20 protein-coding genes and 1 pseudogene are annotated in these 22,840 nt (G+C 69.6%); 15 read left to right on the top strand and 6 right to left on the bottom strand.

All coding sequences use genetic code 11. The features are described 5' to 3' along the window. Positions 1 to 33: 33 nt before the first annotated feature. From ACYVK3_RS03245 to ACYVK3_RS03230, 4 genes are all read right to left on the bottom strand, one after another. Complete coding sequence (locus tag ACYVK3_RS03245) at positions 34 to 1,542, bottom strand: alpha/beta hydrolase family protein (protein WP_460495815.1); 1,509 nt, start codon at positions 1,540 to 1,542, stop codon at positions 34 to 36. Between the two features lie 106 nt (positions 1,543 to 1,648). Next, positions 1,649 to 2,533: a carbohydrate ABC transporter permease gene (locus tag ACYVK3_RS03240; RefSeq protein ID WP_460495814.1), complete on the bottom strand. Its 885-nt coding sequence runs from the start codon at positions 2,531 to 2,533 to the stop codon at positions 1,649 to 1,651. Further along, positions 2,530 to 3,522 (bottom strand): ABC transporter permease, encoded by a 993-nt coding sequence (locus ACYVK3_RS03235; RefSeq protein WP_460495813.1) that lies wholly within the window; start codon positions 3,520 to 3,522, stop codon positions 2,530 to 2,532. The genes ACYVK3_RS03240 and ACYVK3_RS03235 overlap by 4 nt, the downstream gene beginning before the upstream one ends. Next, a complete protein-coding gene (locus tag ACYVK3_RS03230) occupies positions 3,519 to 5,186 on the bottom strand; it encodes a type 2 periplasmic-binding domain-containing protein (RefSeq protein WP_460495812.1) in 1,668 nt (555 codons plus the stop codon). Before ACYVK3_RS03230 ends, ACYVK3_RS03235 begins: the two co-directional genes overlap by 4 nt. Positions 5,187 to 5,439: 253 nt before the next feature. Between ACYVK3_RS03230 and ACYVK3_RS03225 the strand changes: the two genes are divergently transcribed. The 5 genes from ACYVK3_RS03225 to ACYVK3_RS03205 all read left to right on the top strand — a co-directional run bounded on the left by ACYVK3_RS03225 (position 5,440) and on the right by ACYVK3_RS03205 (position 10,126). Then, positions 5,440 to 5,586, top strand: coding sequence for a hypothetical protein (locus tag ACYVK3_RS03225; RefSeq protein ID WP_460495811.1), 147 nt, complete (start codon positions 5,440 to 5,442; stop codon positions 5,584 to 5,586). A gap of 207 nt (positions 5,587 to 5,793) precedes the next feature. Continuing rightward, positions 5,794 to 6,414, top strand: a complete 621-nt coding sequence (locus tag ACYVK3_RS03220) for a DUF4272 domain-containing protein (RefSeq protein ID WP_460495810.1) — start codon at positions 5,794 to 5,796, stop codon at positions 6,412 to 6,414. A gap of 37 nt (positions 6,415 to 6,451) precedes the next feature. Continuing rightward, on the top strand, positions 6,452 to 7,555 hold the full coding sequence (locus ACYVK3_RS03215) for an adenosine deaminase family protein (protein ID WP_460495809.1): 1,104 nt from the start codon (positions 6,452 to 6,454) through the stop codon (positions 7,553 to 7,555). A 10-nt stretch (positions 7,556 to 7,565) separates the two neighbouring features. After that, on the top strand, positions 7,566 to 8,804 hold the full coding sequence (locus ACYVK3_RS03210; protein WP_460495808.1) for an amidohydrolase family protein: 1,239 nt from the start codon (positions 7,566 to 7,568) through the stop codon (positions 8,802 to 8,804). Between the two features lie 683 nt (positions 8,805 to 9,487). After that, the gene (locus ACYVK3_RS03205) at positions 9,488 to 10,126 is read left to right on the top strand and encodes a class I SAM-dependent methyltransferase (RefSeq protein WP_460495927.1); all 639 of its coding nucleotides are present in this window, start codon (positions 9,488 to 9,490) and stop codon (positions 10,124 to 10,126) included. A 10-nt stretch (positions 10,127 to 10,136) separates the two neighbouring features. Here the strand turns inward: ACYVK3_RS03205 and ACYVK3_RS03200 are convergent, their stop codons facing one another. Continuing rightward, the gene (locus tag ACYVK3_RS03200) at positions 10,137 to 10,991 is read right to left on the bottom strand and encodes a dioxygenase family protein (RefSeq protein ID WP_460495807.1); all 855 of its coding nucleotides are present in this window, start codon (positions 10,989 to 10,991) and stop codon (positions 10,137 to 10,139) included. A gap of 82 nt (positions 10,992 to 11,073) precedes the next feature. Between ACYVK3_RS03200 and ACYVK3_RS03195 the strand changes: the two genes are divergently transcribed. Next, a complete protein-coding gene (locus ACYVK3_RS03195) occupies positions 11,074 to 11,532 on the top strand; it encodes a MarR family winged helix-turn-helix transcriptional regulator (protein ID WP_460495806.1) in 459 nt (152 codons plus the stop codon). A gap of 54 nt (positions 11,533 to 11,586) precedes the next feature. Here the strand turns inward: ACYVK3_RS03195 and wrbA are convergent, their stop codons facing one another. Beyond that, on the bottom strand, positions 11,587 to 12,213 hold the full coding sequence (wrbA, locus tag ACYVK3_RS03190; protein ID WP_460495805.1) for an NADPH-dependent FMN reductase family protein: 627 nt from the start codon (positions 12,211 to 12,213) through the stop codon (positions 11,587 to 11,589). A 416-nt stretch (positions 12,214 to 12,629) separates the two neighbouring features. On the opposite strand from wrbA, the gene ACYVK3_RS03185 reads away from it, so the two are divergent. From ACYVK3_RS03185 to nuoH, 9 genes and pseudogenes are all read left to right on the top strand, one after another. Continuing rightward, on the top strand, positions 12,630 to 13,949 hold the full coding sequence (locus ACYVK3_RS03185) for a geranylgeranyl reductase family protein (RefSeq protein WP_460495804.1): 1,320 nt from the start codon (positions 12,630 to 12,632) through the stop codon (positions 13,947 to 13,949). 3 nt (positions 13,950 to 13,952) lie between these two features. Continuing rightward, on the top strand, positions 13,953 to 14,312 hold the full coding sequence (locus tag ACYVK3_RS03180) for an NADH-quinone oxidoreductase subunit A (RefSeq protein WP_460495803.1): 360 nt from the start codon (positions 13,953 to 13,955) through the stop codon (positions 14,310 to 14,312). A 2-nt stretch (positions 14,313 to 14,314) separates the two neighbouring features. Continuing rightward, complete coding sequence (locus ACYVK3_RS03175; protein WP_460495802.1) at positions 14,315 to 14,950, top strand: NuoB/complex I 20 kDa subunit family protein; 636 nt, start codon at positions 14,315 to 14,317, stop codon at positions 14,948 to 14,950. Next, positions 14,881 to 15,615, top strand: coding sequence for an NADH-quinone oxidoreductase subunit C (locus ACYVK3_RS03170; protein ID WP_460495801.1), 735 nt, complete (start codon positions 14,881 to 14,883; stop codon positions 15,613 to 15,615). The genes ACYVK3_RS03175 and ACYVK3_RS03170 overlap by 70 nt, the downstream gene beginning before the upstream one ends. Next, positions 15,612 to 16,958 (top strand): NADH-quinone oxidoreductase subunit D, encoded by a 1,347-nt coding sequence (locus ACYVK3_RS03165; protein WP_460495800.1) that lies wholly within the window; start codon positions 15,612 to 15,614, stop codon positions 16,956 to 16,958. Before ACYVK3_RS03170 ends, ACYVK3_RS03165 begins: the two co-directional genes overlap by 4 nt. Further along, positions 16,955 to 17,641: pseudogene (gene nuoE / locus ACYVK3_RS03160) on the top strand (NADH-quinone oxidoreductase subunit NuoE); the annotation flags it as partial. The gene ACYVK3_RS03165 and the pseudogene nuoE, both read left to right, overlap by 4 nt. Positions 17,642 to 17,643: 2 nt before the next feature. Beyond that, complete coding sequence (nuoF, locus tag ACYVK3_RS03155) at positions 17,644 to 18,978, top strand: NADH-quinone oxidoreductase subunit NuoF (RefSeq protein ID WP_460495799.1); 1,335 nt, start codon at positions 17,644 to 17,646, stop codon at positions 18,976 to 18,978. Position 18,979: 1 nt separating this feature from the next. Next, complete coding sequence (locus tag ACYVK3_RS03150) at positions 18,980 to 21,457, top strand: NADH-quinone oxidoreductase subunit G (RefSeq protein ID WP_460495798.1); 2,478 nt, start codon at positions 18,980 to 18,982, stop codon at positions 21,455 to 21,457. Further along, positions 21,454 to 22,839 carry a complex I subunit 1/NuoH family protein gene (gene nuoH / locus ACYVK3_RS03145; protein ID WP_460495797.1) on the top strand — a complete coding sequence of 462 codons (1,386 nt, stop codon included), beginning with the start codon at positions 21,454 to 21,456 and terminating at the stop codon, positions 22,837 to 22,839. The genes ACYVK3_RS03150 and nuoH overlap by 4 nt, the downstream gene beginning before the upstream one ends. Position 22,840: the final 1 nt, after the last annotated feature.

Here is a 22,840-nt window from a genome sequence, read left to right as displayed (position 1 = left end):
GGGAGATCACTCCCGGCCCCGCGCCGTTCCCGTCTAGAACGGCCCCGGTGTGGGCGGTTCGGCGCGGTCGGTGAGCGGCGAGGACGACGGCGACTCCAGGCTCGGGCAGCTCAAGCCATCCCGCGGTGCCTCACGGTCGAGGAAGTAGGCGTCGACCGCCCGGTCGACGCAGTCCGACAGGCCGCTGTAGACGGTGTGGCCGTACCCCTCGTAGGTGATCAGGTGCCCGCCGGCCTGCTCGGCGGCGGTCTGCGACCACGGGTACACCGTGGCGAAGTCGTGCGCGGTGCCCAGGAACACCAGCGGCGGGGCGCGGTCGATGTCGAGCTCGCCTCGCGGGTTCGTGTGCTCGATCCCCGATCCGACGCAGGTGAGCGCGTGCTCGTTGTAGCGCGTCCACTCGACGTTCGGGTACTCGGCGGCGAGCTTGCCGGTCAGCTCCTCGAACTCGGCGAAGGAGCCCACGTCGAATCCCCAGTCCTGGCACCACATCGGGTAGTACGGATGCTCCACGGCCTCGTCGGGCGCGCGCAGTTCCATGGGCTCGGGCAGCGTCTGTCCGTCGCGCATGGCCCGCATCAGGGTCGCCAGCGTGCCCCAGCCGTCGGGGAAGTTCGCGTTGAAGGTGTACGAAGAGAGGCCGTAGAAGTCCAGCGGCTCGCCGGTGAACGGGTCGGTCAGCCGCCCGGCGCGCGCCGCCTCCTTCAGGCCGCCGTACACGGCCTCGACGTCCTCGCCGTACAGCGCGCAGTCCGGTGTGGTCTCGCACCAGGCGGCGAAGTCGACGAAGTTCTCCTCGACGGCGGCGGTCTCGGTGCTCATGAACTCCCAGGCTGAGTCCAGGCTGTGGTCCATGTTGCCGTCGAGGACCATCGTGCGGATGCGCCGCGGGTACCGCTCGGCGTACTGCTGGCCCATGAGGGTCCCGTAGGAGTAGCCGAGGTAGTTGAGCCTGCCGTCGCCGAGGGCGCGGCGGATGCGCTCCATGTCCTCGACGGTGTGGAGGTTGTCGACGTGGTCGAACAGCTCCCCGGTGCGCGAGCGGCAGTCGGCGGTGAGGTTCGCGTTGGCCGCCTCGAGCGCGGCGAAGGACGCCTCGTCGGTGGGCACGCCGATCGCGGTCACCGCGTCGATCGCCTCGGCGCCGCACTGCACCTGCGTGCTGGTGTTGACACCCCTGGGGTCGAACCCGACGACGTCGAACCGCTCGGCGGCGGCGGTCGAAAGCGGATTGGACTCCTGGACGGAGGCGACGCCCGAGCCGCCGGGGCCGCCGGGGTCCATGAGGATCGTGCCGATGCGTCGGTCGGGGTCGGCGGCCTGGCGGCGGGCGAGTCCGATCTCGATCGTCTCGCCCCACGGCCGGGAGTAGTCGAGTGGGACTTCGATGGTGGCGCAGTCGACCGCTGCCGCGCCGGGGCACGGCCGCCAGTCGATGCCGTTGCTCTGGCGCTGGGCGGTGGCGGGTGCGGCCGCGATGAGCGAGGCCGCCAGCGCTGCCGCGCCGGCGGCCGCCGCGAGTCGTCGGGTGGGTGGCTTCACCGGATTCCTTCCAGTAGGCGGGTTCGGCCCATGCTGGGTGGATGGTCCGATGTAGTACTTCCGTCCGTGATTGTACGAAAAGTCCTGGAAGGATGGGGGTCTTCGTTCAGCCCTTGACGGCTCCGATGATGACGCCTTTCTTGAAGTGCTTCTGCACGAACGGGTAGATGATGAGCGCGGGGACGATGGCGATCATGACGATGGCCATCTTGACCGCGAGCGTCGGCGGGGCGGTGGTGAGCCCGGACGCCTGCGGCAGCGGCGCCGATTCGACGACGTAGGTGCGCAGCACGAGCGCCAGCGGCCACTTGGTGGTGTCGTCGAGGTACAGGAACGCGTTGAACCAGTTGTTCCAGTAGGCGACGGCGTAGAAGAGGGTGACGACGGCGATGACGGCCTTGGACAGCGGGGTGACGATCTGCCACAGGATCCGGAATTCGCCGGCGCCGTCGATGCGCGCGGAGTCGAACAGTTCCTGCGGGATGTTCATGAAGAAAGCGCGCAGGACGACGACGTTGAACGCGGAGACGGCCATCGGCAGGATGATCGCCAGGTAGTTGTCGCGCAGTCCGATGGCGCTGACCCACAGGTAGACGGGGATGAGGCCGGGGAAGATCACGAACATGAGCAGGACTGAGAACAGGATCGTCTTGTGGCCGAAGGATCCCGGTCGGGAGAGCGAGTAGGCGCCGAGCATGGAGACGACGACGCTGAGCAGCGTCCCGCCGGCGGTGATGGCGAGGGAGATGACGAGGGCGCGGAGGACGACCGGGTTGCGGAACATCTGCTCGTACGCCTCGAAGGTGATGCCGTCGGAGGGCCAGATGACGAGGCCGCCGACTTCGTGGACGGTTTCGGCGCTGGACAGGCTCGTCAGCGCGATGGTGTAGAGCGGGAAGAGGATGAGCAGCATGATCACGCCGATGCTCAGGCCTTTGGCGGCCCGGCCGGTGACCGTGGGCCGTTCTTCCCAGGCTGCGCGTTGCTTCATGTTCTGGAATACACTCCCCGCTCGCCGAGTAGATGCGCGACCTTGTTGGCCGCGAGGATGAGCACGAGTCCGATGACGCCTTTGAACAGGCCGGCGGCGGCCCCGTAGTCGAAGTCGCCGACGCGGATGCCGCTGTAGTAGACGAAGGTGTCGAACACTTCCGAGGCCTGCGAGCCGACGGCGCTGCGTTGGAGGAAGAACTGTTCGAAGCCGACGTTGAGCGCGTCGCCGAGGCGCAGGATGAGCAGCAGGATGATGACGGGTCTGAGCCCTGGCAGGGTGATGTGCCACAGCCGCCTCCAGCGTCCGGCGCCGTCGACGGCCGCGGCCTCGTACAGGCTCGGGTCGATCGCCGCGAGGGCGGCGAGGAAGATGATCGCGCCGAATCCGGCGTCCTTCCAGACGGCCTGGGAGGTGACCAGGAGGATGAACGTGTCCGAGTTGGTCATCCAGTCGATGCCGTCGTAGCCGCCCCGGCGCAGGAGCTGGCTGATGAGGCCGGCGCCGCCGAGCATCTGCTGGAAGATCGCGATGACGAGCACCCAGGAGAAGAAGTACGGCAGGTAGACGACGCTCTGGAGCATGGATCTGAGGCGCTCGGAGGCGAGCGAGTGCATCAGCAGGGCCAGCATGATGGGGACGGGGAAGTAGAACACGAGCTGGAACGCGGTGATCGAGAGCGTGTTCGTGACGGCCCGCAGGAATTCGGGGTCGGAGAACAGGTGCTGGAAGTGGGTGAAGCCGACCAGGCGCGAGCCGAAGATGCCGCCGGTGTAGGGCTTGTAGTCCTGGAAGGCGATGACGTTGCCCAGTGAGGGGATCCACCAGAAGCCCCACACGAGGACCATCATGGGCGCGGCCATGACGAGCAGCGGCCAGTCGCGCCGCAGGCGCACGCGCCAGTGCGTTTTGGGTTTCGGCCGCCTGGGCCGCGGTTCGGGGGCCTCCCCGGCCTGTTCGGCCGGGGAGGGGGCGGTAGCGGTGGTCACAGGCGGTCGTTGTCCTCGGCGATCTTGGTGTAGTACTCGCGGGCGTCGTCGCCGACACTGGAGCGCCATTCCTCGACGAGGCCGTCCCAGGCGGCGACGTCCCGCTGGCCGCGGTAGATCTCGTGGTGGGCGTCGGCCATCGGTTCGTTCCGGGCGGCGAGTTCGGAGGGCATCTCGACGCGCAGGCCCTGGAACGGGTGGTCGTCGAGGTACGGCGCGGCGTTGGTCTCCCAGGCGTGCTGGGCCTCGACCTGTCCGGGGTACTGGAATTTGAAGTTGGCGTTGGGCCGGCCGGAGAGGAACAGGTAGGTGTTGGCGACTTCCGTCTGGCCGAGCTCGGTGCGCTGGGGGACGCCTTCGGCGTCGACTTCGAAGTGGACGCCTTCGACGCCGTCCCAGACGAGGTCCCATTCCTTGGTGCCGTAGGGGGCGGAGCACCAGTTGGCGACGCGCAGGCATTCCCGGATGCGCTCTTCGGACAGGTCCTTCTTGATGAAGACGAACATGCCGGCGGGGTCGTCGCGCCAGATGGTGGGGGTGCCGCCGGGCTCGGCCGCCATGGGGTCGACCGCTTGGAGGTCGAAGCCGTCGACGTCGCGGTAGGTGCCGAGCATCTCGTGCCAGGCGCCGAGGCCGTCCTCGTAGAACACGGCCTGGCCGGAGCCTATGAGCTCCTTGGTGTTGGTGAAGCGGTCGGCGACGTAGTCGGGGTGGACCAGGCCCTTGTCGAAGACCTCGCGGGTGAATTCGATCGCGGCGGCGAAGGCGTCGGTCTCGAACTTGTGGACGAGGGTGCCGTCGTCGTCGCGCCAGAGGGTGGGCACGCCCATGGCCTCTTGGACGGTCTGGTCGATGCTGGCGAAGGCCCAGCGGTTGGCGGCGGGGTCGTTGACCTCTTCGGCGATGGCCATGAGCTCTTCGAGGTTGGTGGGGTGTTCGAGGCCGAGGGCGTCGAGGATGTCCTGGCGGGCGAACATCGTGTTGGTGTACGGGGCCCGCTCCCAGGGGATGCCGAGGAGGGTGCCGCCGAAGACGCCCATGGCCCAGGCCGCGGTCGGGTAGTTGGCCAGGAGCGGGTACTCGGCGGCCTTGTCGCCGGCGAGGTACGGGGAGAGGTCGGCGAAGAGCTCGTTCGCGGCCTCGGTGAAGTCGGAGAGCTTCTGGATCTCCCAGCCGGGGATCTGGAACATGTCGGGGACGTCGCCGCTGGCGAGCGTGGTGGTGATCTTGTCGACGTAGTTGTTGCCGTCGGCGATGTTGAAGCGGACGGTGCCGCCGAGGGCCTCGTTGACGGCGGTGAAGTAGGAGTTGTCCGGCGGCCCGGGCGGTGCGGGGTTCCACAGGGGAGTGATCGCGGTGATCTCCTCGCCGGTGGTCATGGGCGGCTCGGGGACGGCCTGGAGGATTTCGGCGGGCCGGGAGAGGTAGCCGGGGGAGACGGTGCCGTCGGCCTGACCGGGCAGGTCGGGGGTGACGGCGCCTTGGTAGGGGAGGTTCTTGGGAAGCAGCGCGGCGAGTTCGTCGGAGGCGGCGGCGGTGCCCTCGGGGCCTTCGTCGAGCTCGGCGCAGCCGGCGATCGATGCGGCCACGGCCGAGGCGGCTCCGGCCTGGAACAGCTTGCGGCGGTTGAGTCGGTACGTCCGTGCAGCGCGTGATTCGCCCATGTCGACGCCTTTCGTGGGGAAGCGGGGGTTCGTCGAGTGCCGGTCGTCGATAGGCCATATGACTTTGTAGGTACGTATAAACTAATATAACTGTACCGATTAAGTCGCGCAAGCCACTCCCCACCAGTCCCATTGGTCGTCCACTGTGACAGTCCCGCTGACCAGGGGGCCGTCGCCGTTCCGATGATGTCGGCCGGCTCGCGGTCGCGGTGGATGAGGCCGCGCGGGTGGGCGGTCGGGAGCGCGGCCGGCCGTGCGCCGATCGCGGTGGGCCGGGGGCGAGCCGGACCCGCCGATCGGGCCGGGGCCGCTCACCGGACCGTGGCGGCGCCGCCCCGCCCGGCGGCACACCGGCACCACCGAGCAGACCAGCCACAAGCGACTCGCCGCGAGCGGCTGAGAAACTCCTGCGTAGCAACCGTCTACCGATGGGTAGACGGCGGCGCTTTCCTCGGGGGCCGGATTGACTGAGACGTGTGTCGGACGCTACAGTCTTTCACAAATACCCCTCCGTGTGCCGAAGCCGCCCGTCAGGTGAACCCTTAAGTGGTAGGGAGCCCATATGCCGTCGCTGATCTCAGATCCCCGCAGCGTGCGAGTGCGCACAGTGGACGGACTCAGTGCCCTGGGCATACCCGCTCCCCCCGATCAGTTCCCCCTGCCCTTCCCCGACGGCAGACTCCCGGGGCTCCGACCGCGCTTCCACATGGAGGCCCGCGCGGCCATCCTCAACATCGTCCAGGCCCGCGTGTTCGACATGCCCGAGGAGCTCGCGATGCGCTGGCTCCTCGACGGCCACGTCCTCGACCACCTCACCCCCGACGAATGGGGCTTCATCGCCTGCGGCAGAGGCGAACGCGCCCGCTACGCCGACCAGCTCGAGAGCCTGTACGCCATCGCCTGGCTCCTCGGCCTCGTCGATCACCTCGACCCCGCCGTCGCCTGCGCCGAGGACCTCCCCGAACTGCTGCCCGACCTGCGCCGCCCCGAGTCGTTCAGCTCCTGGAGGGACCGCAACCTGACCACCACCCGCGATGCGGGCGTCGTGGCCGAGATGCTCGACCTGTACTACTGCCTCGACTGGTTCTGCGACCAGGCCAGGAGAGGCGGCAAGCCGCTGCCCAGGGGCGTCGACGACAGCCTCGTGTGGCACCGCCGCTGGGCTTTGGAGTGGGCCGTCGTCTTCGCCGAGGAGCGCCCCGTCAATTGGGACGAGGTCAGGCTCTGAGGTGATCTCGCGATCGCCGCCGACTAGCATTCGTAGGATGAATTCCGCACCGCTGTCGCACGACGAGATCCGCTCCGCCCCCAAGGTCGTCCTCCACGAGCACCTCGACGGAGGACTGCGCCCGCAGACCCTCATCGAGCTCGCCGACGAGATCGGCCACACCCTGCCGGCGAAGGAGCCGACGGCGCTCGCCGACTGGTTCTTCGAGGCCGCGAACTCCGGGACCCTGGAGCGCTACCTGGAGACCTTCGCGCACACCGTCGCGGTCCTCCAAAAGCCCGAGCACTGCTTCCGCATCGCCTCCGAGGCCGTCCAGGACCTGGCCGCGGACGGCGTCGTCTACGCCGAACTGCGCTACGCCCCCGAGCAGCAACTGGACGGCGGCATGGGCCTCGGCGAGGTCGTCGAGGCCACCGTCGCCGGACTCGCCGAAGGCGAGCGCCTGGCCAGGGAGGCCGGCCGCCCGATCGCCGCCGGCACCATCCTGTGCGGGATGCGACACGCCGAGCGCGTCAAAGAGATCGCCGAGCTCGCGGTCGCGTACCGCGACAAGGGCGTCGTCGGCTTCGACATCGCCGGCGGCGAGATCGGCAACCCGCCCGAGGCCCACGCCGACGCCTTCGCATACCTGCGGCGCGAGTCCATGCCGTTCACCATCCACGCCGGCGAGTCGGTCGGCCCGAAGTCGATCCTCGGCGCCGTGGCCGACTGCGGCGCGGACCGGATCGGCCACGGCGTCAAGCTCGTCGAGGACCTCCACTTCTCGAGCGAGGGGCCGAAACTCGGCCGCCTCGCGAGCTACATCCGCGACCGGCGCATCGCCCTCGAAGTGTGCCCGTCCTCCAACCTCCAGACCGGCGCCGCCGCGTCGATCGAGACCCACCCGATCGGCGAGCTGTTCGACCTCGGCTTCCGCGTCACCGTCAACAACGACAACCGCCTCATGAGCCGCACCCACACCTCGCGCGAGTTCCAGCTGCTCTCCGAGGCGTTCGGCTGGGGCTGGGCGGAGATCAAGCGCTGCACCGTGGACGCCGCCGAGGCCGCCTTCCTGCCCTACCCCGAGCGCCGAGACCTCGTCCACGACGTCATCCTCCCGGCCTATACCGCGCTCGAGGAGTCCAAGCGGCACACTGAGTAAGCTCGGCACCATGCACATCTACACCGCCCCCGTCGTCGTCCCGATCGCGGGTGAGCCGATCCGCGACGGCGCGGTCGGGGTCGACGACGGGCGGATCGCCTACGTCGGCCCCGCCGCGGACGCCCCCGAGGCCGACGGCGCCACCGCCTTCACCGGCGTTCTCACGCCCGGCCTGGTCAACGCCCACACGCACCTGTGCTACACCGGCTATGCCGACATGCACGGCAATGAGAAGGAATTCTTCGAGTGGATCCAGGAGTTCCCCAGGAGGAACCCCGAGACCACCGACGAGGAGTGGAAGGCCGCCGTCCAGGACGGCATCGACCAGTCCCTGTCCCACGGCGTCACCGCCGTCGCCGACGTCGTCACCCCCCAGGCCGGCTTCGAGCCGCTCCTGGCGTCCGACCTCGCCGGCGTCGCCTACTGGGAGGCCTGCTTCATCGACGACGCCGCCTGGGACGAGCGCCGCAACGCCTGGCGCGAGGTCGTCACCGAGGCCCGCGCCGTCAACGGCTCCGACCTCGCCATCGGGGTGAGCCCCCACACGCTCTACTCGCTCGGCACCGGCGTCGCCAAGAGCCTCGCCGAGCTCGCCCGCACTCTCGACATCCGCCTCCACCCGCACCTCGCCGAGACCAGCCACGAGGACATGTTCGTCCGCCGCGGCTCCGGGCCGTTCGCGTTCATGAACCGCCGCATCGGCCTCGACCTCGAACTCGGCAGCGGCGGCGCCGGGCACTCCCCGGCCCAGCAGATGGTCAAGGTCGGCTGGCTCGGCGCCGACTCCCATGTCGCCCACGGCGTCCACCTCGACGAGGAGGACCGCCGGCTCCTGCGCGACCAGGGCACCCACGTGGCGCTGTGCGCCCGCTCCAACGCGCGCCTCGAGGCCGGCGAGGCGCCCGTCGCCGCACACCGCTCCGAAGGCAACCCCGTCGCCATCGGCACCGACTCGCGTGCCTCCGCGCCCGACCTCGACGTCGCCGCCGAATGGCCCGTGCTGCGCAAGATGGCCCTCGCCCAAGGCGACGACGGCGACGGCCTCAACGAATGGCTCGTCCGCGCCGCCACCGAAGGCGGCGCCAAGGCACTCGGCAGGACCGATATCGGCGCCATCAAGGTCGGCGCACGCGCCGACCTGGCCGTCTTCGACGTCGACGCCGAGGCCAACCCGTACGCCGCGCTCGTCTCCGAGGCGGCCGGGAACTGCAAGGCCACCGTCGTCAAAGGACGGCTCATCGAACATTGAGGTTCGATAACGGTTCGATCACAGTGCTTGTGTCGCACCGCCCCGGTCCTGGATAGTGAACAGGCCCGAAGCTCGGCTCTATGGAGGCCGGCGACGCCGGCCTCCGTTATCCCCTGGAGACGGCGGGGCGCGCGTCGGTGTGTGTACGCGCGCCCCGCCGACACCGTTCAACCGGGGCGAACGGCCCGCCGACCGCCCGAAACGGGCGAGGTCCGTCCGAACTATGACAGCGAGGCACGCCAAAGTTATCGGTAGGGTCACACGCGATAACGGTTCGGTTTCATAGATCGACATCACAGCATCCGTGCGTCAGTGTGGTCGTGTAACGCAGGCCGCACCGCCGACGATCGGGGCGCGGCCGGGCGAATGTCCGACCTCGATGACGCGCGGAGGAGCAGGTGACCATGACGACCTTCCAGCCAGTCGCCACCTGCGTTGTCGCGCAAGCATGCTCGCCATCATCGATGGCATTCCGGCCGGGCGAGCGCGCAGCCTACCTTCCTCAGCTCCCTCCAGGCTGCGCCTGACGCGCACCCTCCGCGCGCCCGCTAACCCCTTGATCCGCCGGGGCCCACATCCTCAGGGCTCCGGCGGATTTCCCATCGGCCGTGTGCGAGGCTGACCAGGTGAGCCAGCCGAATGAACCGAATACCCCGCGTAAGGAACCCCGGCGCATAGCCGCGATGTTCGACCGGGTCGCCCCCGCCTACGACCGCACCAACACCGTGATGGTCGCCGGGCAGGACCGGCGCTGGCGCAAGGCCGCCCGCGAGGCCCTCAGCCTCCAGCCCGGCGAGCGGTGCCTCGACCTGGGCGCGGGCACCGGCGTCTCCACCGCCGAGCTCGCCAAGTCCGGGGCCGACGTCATCGGCCTCGACCTCTCCCTGGGGATGCTGAGGGCCCACGCCGACCGGCGGGTGCCGCTCGTCGCCGGCGACGCGCTCCGCCTGCCGTTCGCCGACGGCGCCTTCAACGCCGTCACCGGCTCGTTCTTCATCCGCAACGTCGCCGACCTCGACGCGTGCCTGACCGAGATCCTGCGGGTCCTCCAGCCCGGCGGGCGCCTGGTGCTGTGCGAGGTCTCCCGACCGACGTGGCGGCCGTACCGGGCCGCGCACGGCGTGTTCGTCAAGCACGTGATGCCCCGGCTCGCCGCGCGCGTCGCCTCCGATCCCGAGGCCTACAAGTACCTCTCCGAGTCGACCCTGGACTGGCCCGCCCAGGCCGACTTCGCCGAGCGCATCGTCAAGGCCGGATACCGCAAAGTCGCCTGGCGCAACCTCGCCGGGGGCGCGGTCGCCCTCCACCGCGGCTTCAAATGAGCCTCGGTCGCTAGGCGAGCTGGAACGAGCGCTTCGACAGGCCCAGCCAGAACCCGTCGATGACGGTCTCGGCGGGCCGCTCGGCGTCCGAGGCCGCCCCGTAGGCGACGAACAGCGGCACGTAGTGGTCCACCGTCGGATGCGCGTACGGCATCCCAGGGGCCTCGGAGCGGTACGACGCCAGCGTGTCGATGTCCCCGCGCTCGATCGCCTCGGCCGCCCAGTGGTCGAACTCGGCCGACCAGGCGGGCGTGTCGTCGGAGAAGTCGATGTACGGCAGCCCGTGCGTCATGAAGCCCGAGCCGACGACGAGGTAGCCCTCCTCGCGCATCGGGCGGAGTCGGCGGCCGATGTCCATCAGGCGGTCCGGGTCGTGCGTCGGAATCGACAACTGGAGGACCGGAATGTCGGCGTCGGGGTACATGACCTTGAGCGGCACCCAGGCTCCGTGGTCGAGGCCCCGGCTCGGGTGCCGGTGGACCGGCTCGGTGTCCGGCATCGCGGCGGCCACCCTGTCGGCCATCGCCGTCGCCTCGGGCGTCGCGTACGTCATCTTGTAGTAGCGCTCGGGGAAGCCGCCGAAGTCGTAGACCAGCGGCGTCGCCGCCTCGGGGGAGGAGAGCATGAGCGGGGCCGACTCCCAGTGCGCCGAGACGATGAGGATGCCCCGCGGTCGCGGCAGGCCGTGGGCCCACGCGAACAGCCGGTCCATCCACTCGGCCTCGTCGAACAGCGGCGGCGCGCCGTGGCTGAGGTACAGGGCCGGCAGCGGGCCGTCGCCGGGCGTCCACGCGCGGCGCTCGGCCGTGCGGGGCGCGGTGGTCTGGAGGAAGGCGTCGAACGCGGCTGCGGGCTGGGCGGTCATGACCACTCCTAGTTTATTGAAACCTCAACGGAATTATATGCGTATTCCTTGATGCATCAAGCATCGCCGTTAAGCTGTTGGCATGACCGATGACGTGCGCTGGCTCGACGACGAGGAGCTGGAGACCTGGTTGGCCGTGATCGGCCTGGTCACCAGGCTTCCCGCCGCGCTCGACGAACAGCTGCGGCGCGACTCGCAGATGAGCCACTTCGAATACGGCGTCCTCGCCGCGCTCGAGCACGCCGAGGACCAGACCATGCGGATGAGCGGCCTCGCGTACGTGTGCAACGGCTCGCTCTCGCGGCTCTCCCACGTCGCCCGCCGGCTCGAGGACGCCGACCTCATCGAGCGCTTCGCCTGCCCGACCGACGGCCGCAGCACCCTCGCCCGGCTCACCGACCACGGCAGGGACCGCCTCGCATCGGCCGCGCCCGGCCACGTCAAGCTGGTCCGCGAGGTGGTCTTCGACGAGCTCGACGAGCGGGAGGCCGCCGAGCTCGGCGCGATGGCCAAGCGCCTGGTGGCGCGCCTCAAGTCCTGAAGACGCGAGCACCCGGCCGCCGAGCGGCCGGGTGCACGGAGCCGGAGGCCGCGATCAGGCGGCGGCGCGGCCGACCTTGAGGGCCGTGGTGGTCTTGACGACGCGCTCGGCCTGCGCGGCGGCGGCGGCCAGCGTGGTGTCGTCGATGTCGTAGCCGTTCCAGTGGGAGACGCCGTAGGGCGAGGCGTTCGCGAACAGCTCCTGGCCGGCGTAACCGGGGGCGACGAGGATGCCGCCGAAGTGGTGGACGGTGTTGTACAGCGCCAGCAGGGTCGACTCGTTGCCGCCGTGCTTGCCGGAGGCCGAGGCGAAACCGGAGTAGACCTTGTCGGCGAGCTTGCCCTGGAACCAGAGCGGGCCGAGGGTGTCGAGGAACTGCTTGAGCTGCGCGGCGACGTTGCCGAACCGGGTCGGGGAGCCGAAGAGCACGGCGTCGGCCCACTCGACGTCCTCGGGGACGGCCTCGGGGATCTCCGCGGAGATGGCCTTGAAGTTCTCGGCCCATGCCGGGTTGGAGTCGATCGCGGCCTGCGGCGCCAGCTCGGTGACGCGGCGCAGGCGGACCTCGGCGCCGGCCTTCTCGGCGGACGCGGCGAGCTGGCGGGCCAGGCTCGTGACGTTGCCGGTGGCGGAGTAGAAGACGATCGCGACCTTGACGGGCTCGACGGCGTTGGTGGACATAATGCTTCCCTCATGAACGGTGGAGCGGCAAGATGGTTCAGATTTGAACCACCAGATGACCATAACGCGATACCGGACATAATTCAAATTTGAATCTTTGTGGCGCTCAACACGTCGCCGCAGGTCACCCGGCTCCTCGCGCGAGCGCTTCGGGGGGTTGACAGTTGCAAACTTGTGTGACTGTAGGCTTCGTCACGGCCTTCGAAGCCGTTGGCAATGGCTTGCCCCGCACCTGCCGCAGGGAGGTAATGGCACAGCCGTACGCCCCGTGACCACGCATGACGCGAACTTAGGCGGACCTAAGTGAGACCGGGCGAATATCGGAGTTCTAGACTGCTGACAAACGCTTGTGAAGAGCTTCACAAGCGGGTGGCTCGTAAGAATGATCACCGCCTCAAACGCCTGAGAGGACGCTTGTGACCACTCACGCAACCCCGGCCGCCGACGTCATCGTCGTCGGCGCCGGACCCGGTGGTGCAGCCGCGGCCTACCACCTCGCCAGCCGCGGGCTGGACGTACTCCTCCTCGAGAAGTCCGACTTCCCCCGCGAGAAGGTCTGCGGCGACGGCCTCACCCCGCGCGCCGTCGCCGGCCTGCTCAAGATGGGCGTCGACACCTCCGAAGACGCCGGATGGATGCGCAACCGCGGCCTGCGGGTCGTCGCCGACGACGCCGTCCTCGAACTCGACTGGCCGGTCCTGGAGTCCTTCCCCGCCTACGGCCTCACCCGCACCCGATACGACTTCGACCAGCTCCTCGTCGAGCGCGCCGTCGCCGCCGGCGCCGAGCTGCGCACCGGCGTCCAGGTGACCGCGCCCGCCTTCGACCTCGCCGGCCGCGTCGCCGGGGTCACCGCCCGCGTCGACGGCCGCACCGAGACCTACCGCGCCCCGCTCGTCGTCGCCGCCGACGGCGTCTCCGGGCGGCTGGCGCTGGCCCTCGGCATCAAGCGCGACCCGAGGCGCCCCATGGGCGTCGCCGTGCGCCAGTACTACAAGTCCGAGGCGAAGCACGACGACGACTACCTCGAGTCCTGGCTGGCCCTGCGCACCGCCGACGAGCCCGACGTCCTTCAGCCCGGCTACGGCTGGATCTTCGGCCTCGGCGACGGCCGCGTCAACGTCGGCCTCGGCGTCCTCAACTCCTCGGAGGGCTACGGCAAGACCAACTACCGCTCGCTCCTGCGCGACTGGCTCGCCGCCACCCCTGAGGCATGGGGCCTGCGCGACGAGGACGCCGCCGACGGCCCCGTCCGCGGCGCCGCCCTCCCCATGGGCTTCAACCGCGTCCCCCACTACAGCCGCGGACTCATGCTCGTCGGCGACTCCGGCGGCATGGTCAACCCGTTCAACGGCGAAGGCATCGCCTACGCCATCGAATCGGCCGAGATCGCCGCCGAGGTCGCCGCCGTCGCGCTGCGCCGGCCCAACGCGCCCCGGCGCGAGGCCGAGCTGCGGCGCTACCCCGAACTGCTGAGCCGCCGGCTCGGCTCCTACTACCGCATGGGCGAGGTGTTCGTGCACCTCATCGGGCACCCCGAGGTCATGCGGCTCTGCACCGAGCAGGGCCTCCAGCACCCGGCGCTCATGCGGTTCGTCCTGAAACTGCTGGCGAACCTCACCGACTCGCCCGGCGGCGACCTCGCCGACAGGCTGGTCAACGGCATGCGGATCGTCACGCCCCCACTGGGCCGCCCCAATGGTCGGCTCGCAAGCTTCGCCGAAAGGAGGGCCTGAGCCGTGGAAGTCTACGTACCGGTCGTCATCATGTTCGCGATCGGACTCGGATTCGGGATCGTGTCCGTGGTCGCCTCGCGCATCACCGGGCCCCGCCGGGTCAACCGGGCCAAGTCCGACCCCTACGAATGCGGCATCGAACCCGCCCCCGACAGCACCGGCACCACCAAGTTCCCGGTGAAGTTCTACCTCACCGCGATGCTGTTCATCGTCTTCGACATCGAGATCATCTTCCTGGTGCCGTGGGCGGTCCACCACGACGTGCTCGGCGTCTTCGGATTCTGGGCCGTCCTCATGTTCATCGTCGCGCTGTTCGTCGCCTACGCCTACGAGTGGCGCCGCGGCGGACTGGACTGGGATTAGCAATGGGAATCGAAGAGAAACTGCCGCAAGGCATCATCCTGACCTCCGTCGAGGCCCTGGTGAACTGGACCCGCCGCGCCTCGATGTGGCCGGCCACGTTCGGCCTCGCCTGCTGCGCCATCGAGATGATGTCCACCGGCGCGGCCCGCTACGACACCGGCCGCTTCGGCATGGAGGTCTTCAGGGCCTCACCGAGACAAGCGGACCTGATGATCGTCGCCGGACGCGTGAGCCAGAAGATGGCCCCCGTCCTGCGCCAGATCTACGACCAGATGGCCGAGCCCAAGTGGGTCCTGTCGATGGGCGTGTGCGCCACCAGCGGCGGCATGTTCAACAACTACGCGATCGTGCAGGGCGTCGACCACGTCGTGCCCGTCGACATGTACCTGCCCGGCTGCCCGCCCCGACCCGAGATGCTCCTCGACGCGATCCTCAAGCTCCACGACAAGGTCCAGCACGAGCCCCTCGGCGAGCAGCGCCGCCAGGCCCTCAAGGAGCTCCCCGAGCCCGACATCAAGCCCGGCGCGATGCCCTCCTCCTACCGCTTCGACAAGCAGCGCAAGAAGGAATGGATCGCAGCGGTGGAGGACGGCACCGAAGAGCAACTGCGCATCAGGAAGGCGGTGGCGAAGCCGTGAGCCAAGACGAAGTCCAGCCCGTGGGCATGCAGCGACAGCACGGCCTGTTCGGCGCGCCCGACGCCGGCGACACCTCCGGCTTCGGCGGCCTCGTCCGCGCCAACCCCACCGCCGGCGAGATCGTCTCCACCCCCGAGCCCCTCGGCGGCTACTTCGACGAGATCCTCGCCGCCCTCAGGGAACTGCTCGGCGAGGAGGTCGTCCGCGCCGCCGTCGTCGACCGCGGCGAACTGACCATCTACATCGCGCCCGACCGCACCGCCCAGGTCTGCGAGACCATGCGCGACGACGAGAGCCTCCGCTTCGAGCTGTGCAACTCGGTCTCCGGCGTCGACTACCCGGCGCAGACCAACCGGCTCCACGTCGTCTACCACCTCACCTCGATGACCTACCGCCGGCGCGTGCGCCTGGAGACCTCGGTGTCCGCCGACCACCCCGTGGTCACCAGCGTCGCCAAGGTCTACCCGACCGCGGACTGGCAGGAGCGCGAGGTCTACGACATGTTCGGCGTCGTCTTCGAAGGACACCCGCACCTCACCCGCATCCTCATGCCCGACGACTGGGAGGGCCACCCCCAGCGCAAGGACTACCCGCTCGGCGGCATCGCCGTCGAATACAAGGGCGCCCACATACCTCCGCCCGATGAGAGGAGGTCGTACCGATGACCGCCACCGACCACACCACCGACGAGAGTTTCGACGCCTTCGCGCCCGAGAGGGACACCACCGAAGGCCGGGTCTACACCGTCACCGGCGGCGACTGGGACGAACTCGTCGCCGCCGTCGACCCGGTCAACGACGAACGGCTCATCGTCAACCTCGGCCCCCAGCACCCGTCCACCCACGGTGTGCTCCGCCTCGTGTGCGAGCTGGAAGGCGAGACCGTCCGCTCCGTGAGGCCCGTCATCGGCTACCTGCACACCGGCATCGAGAAGAACCTCGAATACCGCACGTGGACCCAGGGCTGCACCTTCGTCACCCGCGCCGACTACCTCGCCCCGATCTTCAACGAGGTCGGCTACTGCCTCGCCGTCGAGAAGCTCCTCGGCATCGAGGTGCCCGAGCGCGCCACCGTGATCCGCGTGATCATGATGGAGCTCAACCGCATCGCCTCGCACCTCGTCGCGCTCGCCACCACCGGCATGGAGCTCGGGGCGCTGTCGATGATGATCTACGGCTTCCGCGACCGCGAGAAGGTCCTCGACATCTTCGAGGCCGTCTCCGGCCTGCGCATGAACATGGCCTACGTCCGCCCCGGCGGCGTCGCCCAGGATCTCCCCGACGACGCCGCCCGCATGATCCGCGACTTCGTGGAGTACATGCCCAAGGGCCTCGACGACTACGAAGGCCTGCTCAGCGGCAACGCCATCTGGCAGGAGCGCACCCAAGGCGTCGGCTACCTCGACGTGTCCGGCTGCCTCGCCCTCGGCGTCACCGGCCCCGTCCTGCGCTCCGCCGGCCTGCCCTGGGACCTGCGCAAGACCATGCCCTACTGCGGCTACGAGGACTACGAGTTCGACGTCCCCACCCACACCGGTGCCGACGCCTGGGCCCGCTACGTCCTCCGCATCGGCGAGATCCGCGAAAGCCTCAAGATCATCTCCCAAGGGCTCGACAAGCTCCGACCGGGACCGGTCATGGTCGAGGACAAGAAGATCGCCTGGCCCGCCCAGCTCGCCCTCGGCGCCGACGGCATGGGCAACAGCCTCAACCACATCCGGCACATCATGAGCCAGTCGATGGAGGCCCTCATCCACCACTTCAAGATCGTCACCGAGGGCTTCCGGGTGCCGGCCGGGCAGGTCTACACGGCCATCGAGGCCCCGCGAGGCGAACTGGGCATCCACGCCGTCTCCGATGGCGGCACCAAGCCGTTCCGCGTCCACATGCGCGACCCGTCCTTCGTCAACCTGCAGGCCCTCCCCGCACTCGCCGAGGGCGGCCTGCTGGCCGACGTCATCGCGGGCGGCGCCTCGCTCGACCCCGTCATGGGAGGTTGCGACCGATGAGCTATCCGGAGCAGATCCACGAACAGGCCGGCGCCATCGTCGCCCGCTACCCCGAAGGCCGCCAGCGCTCGGCGCTGCTGCCGCTGCTGCACCTGGTGCAGTCGCACGACGGCTACGTCTCGGACGAGGGCATCGCCTTCTGCGCCGAGGTCCTCGGCCTCACCAAGGCCCAGGTCCAGGCCGTCTCGACGTTCTACACCATGTACAAGCGCGAACCGGCCGGCGACTGGCTCGTCAGCGTCTGCACCAACACGCTGTGCCACACCAAGGGCGGCCAGCGCATCTTCGACGCCCTCGCCACCGAGCTCGACGTCGGCCACGACGAGACCACGCCCGACGGCACCATCACCCTCGAGCACGCCGAATGCCTCGCCGCGTGCGACTACGCACCCGTGGTGACCGTCAACTACGAGTTCTTCGACAACATGGACGAGGCCGAGTCCCTCGACCTGGTGCGCCAGCTCAAGGAGGGCAAGCGCCCCGTCCCCAGCCGCGGCGCGCCGCTGTGCACGCTGCGCGAGATGTCGGTGCAGCTCGCCGGGTTCGAGGAGGAGCGCCAAGCGGGCCTCGAAGGCAACGCCCAGGGCGAGGCCACCCTCGCCGGGGCGCGGCTCGCGGCAGAGGCCGGGATCACCGCGCCCGCCTTCGACCCCGAGGCGCCGCTCGTCGAAAAAGAGGAAGCGAAGTGAGTCGAGTAACCGTGCCTGGTCCAAGACGCCCCCGCGAAGACGTCCTCAGCAAGCTCAAGCCCGTCGTCACCAAGCGCTGGCTCTCGCCGGGCGCGTGGAAGCTCGACGTGTACGAGCAGCTCGACGGCTACCAGGCCCTGCGCAAGGCCCTGGGCTACAGCCCGGCCGAACTGGTCGCGTTCATGAAGGAGTCCGGGCACCGCGGCCGCGGCGGCGCGGGCTTCCCGGTCGGCATGAAGTGGCAGTTCGTGCCCGACGACGGCAACGAGCACTACCTGGTGGTCAACGCCGACGAGGGCGAGCCGGGCACGTGCAAGGACCTGCCGCTGATGATGAACGACCCGCACTCGGTGATCGAGGGCATCATCATCTCCTCCTACGCCATCAAGGCCAGCCGCGCGTTCGTGTACGTGCGCGGCGAGGCCGTCCACGCCGCCCGCCGCCTGCGCCACGCCGTCCGCGAGGCGAAGGCGGCCGGCTACCTCGGCGAGAACATCCTCGGCAGCGGCTTCGACCTGGACGTGGTCATCCACTCCGGCGCCGGGGCCTACATCTGCGGCGAGGAGACCGCTCTGCTCGACTCGCTGGAAGGGATGCGCGGCCAGCCGCGGCTGCGGCCGCCGTTCCCGGCGACGCACGGGCTGTACCAGAAGCCGACGTGCATCAACAACGTCGGCACCATCGCGGCCGTCCCGCACATCGTGCTCGGCGGCGCCGAGTGGTGGAAGTCGATCGGTTCGGAGAACTCGGCCGGCACGATGATCTACTCGCTGTCGGGGCGCGTCAAGCATCCCGGCCAGTACGAGTGCTCCATGGGCACGACGCTGCGCGAGCTCATCGAGCTGGCCGGCGGCATGGAGGACGGGCACGAGCTCAAGTTCTTCACGCCCGGCGGCTCGTCGACGCCGATGCTCGCGGCCGAGCACATCGACGTGCCGCTCGACTTCGACAACGTCGCCAAGGCCGGTTCCATCCTGGGCACCACCGCGCTGATGATCTACTCCCAGCACGACGACCCGGTCGTCGCCTGCTGGCGGTGGATCAAGTTCTACGCCCACGAGTCGTGCGGCAAGTGCACCCCGTGCCGCGAGGGCAACTACTGGATGGTCCGCGTCTACGAGCGGCTCCTGTCCGGTCAGGGCCAGCTCTCGGACCTGAAGCTGCTCGAGGACGCCTGCGGGAACCTGCTGGGCCGGTCCTTCTGCGGCCTCGGCGACGGCGCGACCTCCTGCGTCACGTCCAGCCTGAAGTTCTTCAAGCAGGACTACCTCGACTTCATCGAAGGCACCAAGACCCCGCTCTTCGACGCCGACATGATCGGAGCGCACTGACATGACTGACCAGGTCACGTTCACCATCGACGGCGTCGAGATCACTGTCCCCAAGGGCACCTTGATCATCCGCGCCGCCGAGCAGCTCGGCATCGAGATCCCGCGGTTCTGCGACCACCCGCTGCTGGAGCCGGCCGGCGCGTGCCGGCAGTGCCTCGTCGAGGTGCCCGACATGGGCAACGGGCGCGGCATGCCCAAGCCCGCCGCTTCGTGCACGACCACCGCGATGGAGGGCATGGTCGTCAAGACCCAGCAGTCCAGCGAGGTCGCGGCGAAGGCCCAGGAGGGGATCATGGAGTTCCTCCTGATCAACCACCCCCTGGACTGCCCGGTCTGCGACAAGGGCGGCGAGTGCCCGCTGCAGAACCAGGCGATGAGCACCGGCCGCAGCGAGACGCGCATGGACCCGGACAACAAGCGCCAGTTCAAGAAGGCGCTGCCGATCTCCTCGCAGGTGATGCTCGACCGCGAGCGGTGCGTGCTGTGCGCGCGGTGCACGCGCTTCTCCGAGCAGATCGCCGGCGACCCGTTCATCGAGCTCATGGAGCGCAGCGCGCTGGAGCAGGTCGGCATCTACGAGGACGAGCCGTTCGAGTCCTATTTCTCGGGCAATACCGTCCAGATCTGCCCGGTCGGCGCGCTGACGGGCACCCAGTACCGCTTCCGCTCGCGCCCGTTCGACCTGGTCTCCAGCTCGAGCGTGTGCGAGCACTGCTCGGCCGGGTGCTCGCAGCGCTCGGACCACCGGCGCGGCAAGGTGCTGCGGCGCCTGGCCGGCAACGACCCGGCGGTGAACGAGGAGTGGAACTGCGACAAGGGCCGCTGGGCGATGTCGTACATCGACGCCGCCGACCGGATCACCAAGCCGCTCGTGCGCGAGGCCGACGGCTCGCTGCGCGAGGCGTCCTGGCCCGAGGCGCTGCGGCGCGCCGCCAAGGGGCTCGGGGAGGCCGCCGGCGGCGTCGGGGTCCTGACCGGTGGCCGGCTCACCGTCGAGGACGCCTACGCCTACGCCAAGTTCGCGCGCGTCGCCCTCGGGACCAACGACATCGACTTCCGGTCCCGACCGCACTCCACTGAGGAATCGGAGTTCTTGGCGCACTCGGTCGCCGGGGTCTACCCCTCCAGCGGTGCGGTCACCTACGAGGACCTCGAACACGCCCCGACGGTGCTCGTCGCGGGCCTCGAGGTCGAAGAGGAATGCCCGATCGCGTTCCTGCGCATGCGCAAGGCCGTGCGCGCGAGGGGCCAGCGCGTCCACGTGCTCGCCCCGTTCGCGACCCGCGGCACCCGCAAGCTCCACGCGAACCTCATCGAAGGGCTCCCCGGCGAAGAGGCCGAACTGCTCGACTCGTGGCGCCACTCCGGGGTCGTCCACGACGCCCTGAACGAAGAGGGCGCCGTGATCCTCCTGGGCGAGCGCCTCGCCACCGTCGAGGGCGCCTTCTCCGCCGCCGTCAAGCTCGCCCAAGCGACCGGGGCCCGGATCGCGTGGATCCCGCGCCGCGCCGGCGACCGGGGCGCGGTCGAGGCCGGGTGCCTGCCGAACCTGCTGCCGGGCGGCGCCCTGGCCGACTACGAGGCCGACCGCGAGCAGCTCGCCGCGTACTGGGGCGTCGACGCGCTGCCCGGGACCGACGGCCGGCACGCCTGGCAGATCCTCCAGGCGGCCGCCGACGGCGAGCTCGACGGACTCCTGGTCGGCGGCGTCGACCCGTACGACTTCGCCGACGGGCCCGCCGTCGAGGCGGCCCTGTACGCCGCGCGGTTCGTCGTCTCGCTGGAGATCCGCCACTCGGCGGTCACCAGGGTCGCCGACGTGATCCTGCCGGTCGCGACCGCGAACCACAAGGCGGGGGCCTACTTCGACTGGGAGGGGCGCCTGCGGACCTTCGAGGCCGTCCTCGAATCCGACCTCATGAGCGACCACGCCGTCCTCGACGTGCTCGCGCAGGCGATGGGCCACGAGCTCGGTCTGGCCGACACGCGGCTGGTCCGTGCCGAACTGGCCGGCCTGCCCGACCCGCTCACCCGCCAGCCGGCCCCCGACTGGCAGTTCGACAAGCCCGCCAAGCTCGAGCCGATCGACGGCTCGAAGGCCGCGGCGAAGGGCGAGGGCAAGGCGATCCTGGCGACCTGGCGGCAGCTGCTCGACGGCGGCTCGCTCCAAGAGAACAACCCGCACCTCGCCGGATGCGCGCCCGACCCGGTCGTGCGGCTCTCGGCCGCCACCGCGAAGGCGATCGGCGCGAGCGAAGGCGGCGGCGTCACCGTCGCGACCGCCATCGGCGGGATCACCCTGCCGCTGGAGACCACCGACATGCCCGAAGGCGTGGTGTGGCTGCCCCAGAACGCTCCGGGCCGCGGCATCTACCGCCACCTCGGCGCCGGCGCCGGCGACGTGGTCACCATCCGCGCCTACCCGAACGTGCCGGCCCCGGCCGGCGCGGACGCCCCGAAGGAGGCGGCCGAACGATGAACGACCCATTGTGGCTGATGCTGATCAAGGGCGTCGCCCTGTTCGTGGTCCTCGTCCTGCTGGTGCTGTTCACCATCTGGTTCGAGCGACGCGCCGTCGCGATCATGCAGGTGCGTCCGGGGCCGAACCGCAACGGCCCCTTCGGGCTCCTCCAGTCCCTCGCCGACGGCCTCAAGCTCGCGTTCAAAGAGGACACGATGCCGAGGACGGCCGACAAGGTGCTCTTCATCGCCGCGCCGCTCATCGCCGTCACGTGCGCGTTCACCGCCTTCGCGGTGATCCCGTTCGGCCCCGAGGTCTCGATGTTCGGTCAGGCCACCGAGCTGCAGCTCACCGACTTCGAGGTGAGCGTGCTGCTCATCCTCGCCTGCTCGGCGCTCGGCGTGTACGGCATCGTCCTCGCCGGCTGGTCGTCCGGCTCGGCGTACGCCCTGCTCGGCTCGCTGCGCGCGGCCGCGCAGGTCATCTCGTACGAGATCGCGCTCGGCCTGGCCGTGCTCGCGGTGTTCTTCCAGTCGCGGCTCCTGTCGACCGGCGGCATCGTCGAGGCCCAGGCCGACGGCATCCCGATCAGCCTCGCCGGCCTCGAACTGACGCTCCCGGGCTGGTACTTCATCGTGCTGGCCCCGAGCTTCATCGTGTTCGTCATCGCCATGGTCGGTGAGACCAACCGGGCCCCGTTCGACCTGCCCGAGGCCGAATCCGAGCTCGTCGCCGGCTTCGCCACCGAGTACTCCAGCCTCAAGTACGCGTCGTTCTTCCTCGCCGAGTACGTGAACATGGTGACCATGTCGGCCCTGTGCGTCACGCTGTTCCTCGGCGGGTGGGCGGCACCGTTCCCCAGCTCGTGGTGGCCGGCCGCCAACGAGGGCTGGATGCCGCTGGTGTGGTTCTTCGGGAAGGTCCTGGCGTTCCTGTTCTTCTACGTGTGGCTGCGCGGCACCCTGCCGCGACTGCGCTACGACCAGTTCATGCGCCTGGGCTGGAAGGTCCTCGTCCCCGTCAGCCTGGTGTGGGTCATGGTCCTAGCGGCCATGAACATCGGGCTCGACACCACCAACGAGCTGCCGACCCGCATCGCGTTCGCCGGCGGCGCCGCCATCGTCGTGATGGCGCTGATCTTCTTCTGGCCCACCAGGAAACCCTACGAGCCGCCGGCGGAGGCGGACACCGGGCTCGGTGGCTTCCCCGTGCCGCCGCTCGACCTCGCCGTCCCGCCGAGCCCGCGCGGACTCACCGAGCTGGAGCCGAAGGAGCCGGCGGGCGCCGCCGTCGACGGCGGCACCGGCGGGCGCGAACGCGAGCCCTTCAGCGGCAACCAAGCTTCCCCCACAGCGACCGACAACGGCTCGCAAGCGTCGCCGAGAGAGAAGGAGGAGTAGA

This window comes from Glycomyces tarimensis (assembly GCF_054776215.1).
Note: the sequence above shows the minus strand (reverse complement) of the source record. Positions and strands in the feature narration are given on the sequence as shown.

Bases quoted from the DNA above. Each gene is read 5' to 3' on its own strand.
- ACYVK3_RS03240 (WP_460495814.1), bottom strand. From the start codon at position 2,533: ATGAAGCAACGCGCAGCCTGGGAAGAACGGCCCACGGTCACCGGCCGG.
- ACYVK3_RS03230 (WP_460495812.1), bottom strand. From the start codon at position 5,186: ATGGGCGAATCACGCGCTGCACGGACGTACCGACTCAACCGCCGCAAG.
- ACYVK3_RS03215 (WP_460495809.1), top strand. From the start codon at position 6,452: ATGAATTCCGCACCGCTGTCGCACGACGAGATCCGCTCCGCCCCCAAG.
- ACYVK3_RS03210 (WP_460495808.1), top strand. From the start codon at position 7,566: ATGCACATCTACACCGCCCCCGTCGTCGTCCCGATCGCGGGTGAGCCG.
- ACYVK3_RS03205 (WP_460495927.1), top strand. From the start codon at position 9,488: ATGTTCGACCGGGTCGCCCCCGCCTACGACCGCACCAACACCGTGATG.
- ACYVK3_RS03200 (WP_460495807.1), bottom strand. From the start codon at position 10,991: ATGACCGCCCAGCCCGCAGCCGCGTTCGACGCCTTCCTCCAGACCACC.
- ACYVK3_RS03195 (WP_460495806.1), top strand. From the start codon at position 11,074: ATGACCGATGACGTGCGCTGGCTCGACGACGAGGAGCTGGAGACCTGG.
- wrbA (WP_460495805.1), bottom strand. From the start codon at position 12,213: ATGTCCACCAACGCCGTCGAGCCCGTCAAGGTCGCGATCGTCTTCTAC.
- ACYVK3_RS03175 (WP_460495802.1), top strand. From the start codon at position 14,315: ATGGGAATCGAAGAGAAACTGCCGCAAGGCATCATCCTGACCTCCGTC.
- ACYVK3_RS03170 (WP_460495801.1), top strand. From the start codon at position 14,881: ATGGATCGCAGCGGTGGAGGACGGCACCGAAGAGCAACTGCGCATCAG.
- ACYVK3_RS03165 (WP_460495800.1), top strand. From the start codon at position 15,612: ATGACCGCCACCGACCACACCACCGACGAGAGTTTCGACGCCTTCGCG.
- ACYVK3_RS03150 (WP_460495798.1), top strand. From the start codon at position 18,980: ATGACTGACCAGGTCACGTTCACCATCGACGGCGTCGAGATCACTGTC.
- nuoH (WP_460495797.1), top strand. From the start codon at position 21,454: ATGAACGACCCATTGTGGCTGATGCTGATCAAGGGCGTCGCCCTGTTC.